General features: G+C 63.7%; 1 protein-coding gene. It reads right to left on the bottom strand.

Annotated features, from left to right (window positions below; translation table 11 throughout):
* Positions 1-2,412, bottom strand: a 2,412-nt coding sequence (locus PBN151_RS30150) for a collagen-like protein (protein ID WP_072732268.1), incomplete at both ends; no start/stop codon positions are given.

Raw genomic sequence — 2,412 nt, 5'->3', positions numbered from 1 at the left:
CACCAGTAACACCAGTAACACCAGTAACACCAGTAACACCAGTAACACCAGTAACACCAGCTGCACCGGTAGCGCCAGTGTCGCCAGTAGCACCGGTAAAGCCAGTAGCACCAGTAGCGCCGGTAGCGCCAGTCGCACCAGTAGAGCCAGTCGTACCAGTAGAGCCAGTAACGCCGGTAGCCCCAGTCGCGCCGGTGTTGCCTGTAGCACCAGTAACGCCAGTCGCACCCGTAGCGCCGGTGGCACCAGTGTCTCCGGTAGCGCCGGTAGAACCAGTAGAACCAGTAACGCCAGTCGCTCCAGTAGAACCAGTAACGCCAGTAGTGCCTGTAGCTCCAGTAGAGCCAGTAGCTCCAGTAGAGCCAGTAGAGCCAGTAGCGCCGGTAGCACCAGTCGCGCCGGTAACGCCAGTAGCACCGGTCGCGCCGGTAGAGCCAGTAACGCCAGTCGCCCCAGTCGCCCCAGTCGCCCCAGTAACGCCGGTAACGCCCGTAGCACCAGTAGCACCAGTAACTCCAGTAGCACCAGTATCGCCGGTAGCTCCCGTAACGCCGGTAGCGCCAGTGTCGCCCGTAGCACCAGTAGCACCAGTAACGCCAGTAGCACCAGTAACGCCAGTAGCACCAGTAACGCCAGTTGCGCCAGTAACGCCAGTCGCGCCGGTAACACCAGTAGAACCAGTCGTACCAGTAACGCCGGTAGCGCCCGTAACGCCAGTCACTCCGGTAGCGCCAGTAATGCCAGTAGCACCAGTAACGCCGGTAGCACCGGTAGTGCCAGTAGTGCCGGTCGCCCCTGTGTCTCCGGTAACGCCAGTAGCCCCAGTAACGCCGGTAGCACCGGTAGCACCTGTAGCTCCAGTAACCCCCGTAGCGCCAGTAACACCAGTAACACCAGTAGAGCCAGTCGCCCCAGTAGAGCCGGTAGCCCCCGTAGCTCCAGTAATACCAGTCACGCCAGTAGATCCGGTCGCCCCTGTGTCTCCGGTAACGCCAGTAGCACCAGTAACGCCGGTAGCACCAGTAACGCCGGTAGCACCAGTAGCACCGGTAGCACCAGTAGCGCCAGTCGCCCCGGTTGCGCCAGTAGCGCCGGTGTCGCCCGTAGCACCAGTAGCACCGGTAACGCCAGTAACGCCAGTAACGCCAGTCGCACCAGTCGCCCCGGTTGCGCCAGTAGCGCCAGTCACGCCGGTAGCACCGGTAGAGCCAGTAACGCCAGTAGCGCCGGTTGCACCAGTAGCGCCAGTCGCACCGGGCGCCCCGGTAGCGCCAGTCCCGCCAGTCACGCCGGTAGCCCCCGTAACGCCAGTAACACCAGTAGCCCCAGTAACGCCAGTGGCACCCGTGGCGCCAGTGTCGCCCGTAGTCCCAGTCGAGCCCGTAGCACCGGTAACGCCAGTAGAGCCAGTAACGCCAGTCGCGCCAGTAGCACCAGTAGCGCCAGTCGCGCCAGTAGCACCAGTAGCGCCAGTCGCCCCGGTTGCGCCAGTAGCGCCGGTGTCGCCCGTAGCACCAGTAGCACCAGTAGCACCGGTAGCACCGGTAACGCCAGTAGCGCCGGTAGCACCAGTGACGCCAGTCGCCCCAGTAACGCCAGTAGCGCCAGTAGCACCAGTAGCGCCAGTCGCCCCGGTTGCGCCAGTAGCGCCGGTGTCGCCAGTAGCACCAGTAGCACCGGTAACGCCAGTAGCGCCGGTAGCACCAGTGACGCCAGTCGCCCCAGTAACACCAGTTGCTCCAGTGGCTCCGGTATCGCCAGTCGCGCCAGTAACGCCAGTCGCCCCAGTAATGCCAGTAGCCCCCGTAACGCCGGTAGCGCCAGTGGCACCAGTAACGCCAGTAGCGCCAGTCGAGCCGGTAGTGCCAGTTGCGCCAGTAGAACCAGTAGCGCCAGTCGCACCAGTAGAGCCAGTGTCGCCAGTCGCCCCAGTAACACCGGTAGCACCAGTAGAGCCAGTAGAGCCAGTAGAGCCAGTAGAGCCAGTAGAGCCAGTGTCGCCGGTCGTCCCAGTAACACCGGTAACTCCAGTAACGCCGGTAGCGCCCGTAACGCCGGTAGCGCCCGTAACGCCAGTAACACCAGTAGCCCCAGTAACGCCAGTGGCGCCCGTAGTCCCAGTCGAGCCCGTAGCACCGGTAACGCCAGTGGCACCCGTGGCACCAGTGTCGCCCGTAGTCCCAGTCGAGCCCGTAGCACCGGTAACGCCAGTGGTACCAGTAACGCCGGTAACGCCAGTAGCTCCAGTCGCACCGGTAGCACCAGTAGCACCGGTAGCACCGGTAACGCCAGTAGAGCCGGTAGAGCCAGTAACGCCAGTAGCTCCAGTCGCACCGGTAGCGCCAGTGTCGCCAGTAGCACCGGTAACGCCAGTGGCACCCGTGGCGCCAGTGTCGCCCGTAGTCCCAGTCG

It is taken from the genome of Paenibacillus sp. NAIST15-1 (assembly GCF_001894745.1).
In the GTDB taxonomy this organism is placed as follows: domain Bacteria; phylum Bacillota; class Bacilli; order Paenibacillales; family Paenibacillaceae; genus Paenibacillus_B; species Paenibacillus_B suaedae.
Note: the sequence above shows the minus strand (reverse complement) of the source record. Positions and strands in the feature narration are given on the sequence as shown.